The 988-nt window shown below is 57.5% G+C and carries 1 protein-coding gene; it reads right to left on the reverse strand.

All coding sequences use genetic code 11. The features are described from left to right. The coding region (locus H524_RS17525; RefSeq protein WP_211232177.1) for a hypothetical protein at positions 1 to 988 on the reverse strand (988 nt) is incomplete at both ends.

The following is a 988-nucleotide window of genomic DNA, read 5'->3' on the forward strand; positions in this document are numbered from 1 at the left end:
CGGTCTGAGGAGCGTCGGCAAACGCATCATCTGCTGCAGGAGCTGCAGCATCGACATCACCAAAGCCGTCGCCCATACCTGACATATCTTGAGCAGCGCCAAGATCATCTGCAGGTGCAGAGCCGCCATCTAACTCGTTTGCCATAGAGGCAAAGTCTAAGTCACCCAGGTCAGTGTTTTGCTCACGCTCATCCATTTGAGCGCCGAAATCAATATCACTAGCTGGATCAGGGGCATTAAGCTCATCCTTTGGTGAAGGCTCAGTGCTTTGAGAGCTTATATCGTTGACCGAATCAGCAGCCTTTAAAGAGTTATCCAAGGCTGCATCGCTGTGGTCATCGTTATCAGCACTAGCCTTGATGACCTCTTCGGTGGCTAGTGCATTAGATTTTGGGAAGCCATTGCCCCCAGCCTCTTGCATTGATGCGGCAAACTGCTTGGCATCATCTCCGCCTAGTTCATCTGAACCCATGGAGAGATCATCAAAGCCGCTTCCTGATGCATCGCCAAAGCCACCTGCATCACCAAAACCGCCAGAATCATCGCCAAACCCGCCGGCATCTTCACCGAAACCGCCTGAGTCGCCAAAGCCACCGTCATCGCCAAAGCCGCCAGCATCACCGAACCCACCAGCGTCGCCACTCATTGCAGCGTCACCGCCAGCGTCGCCAAAGCCGCCTGCATCACCGAAACCACCGGCATCGCCGCTTGCATCGCCAAAGCCGCCTGCATCACCGAAACCACCGGCATCGCCGCTTGCATCGCCAAAGCCGCCTGCGTCACCGAAACCACCGGCATCGCCACTAGCATCGCCAAAGCCGCCTGCATCACCGAAGCCACCGGCATCGCCACCAGCATCGCCAAAGCCACCAGCATCGCCAAAGCCGCCTGCATCGCCACTCATTGCAGCGTCACCGCCAGCATCGCCAAAGCCACCGGCATCACCGAAACCACCGGCATCGCCACCCATAGCATGGTCACCGCCAGC

The sequence above is a fragment of the Anaerobiospirillum succiniciproducens DSM 6400 genome, assembly GCF_000482845.1.
GTDB classification, from domain to species: Bacteria; Pseudomonadota; Gammaproteobacteria; order Enterobacterales; family Succinivibrionaceae; genus Anaerobiospirillum; species Anaerobiospirillum succiniciproducens.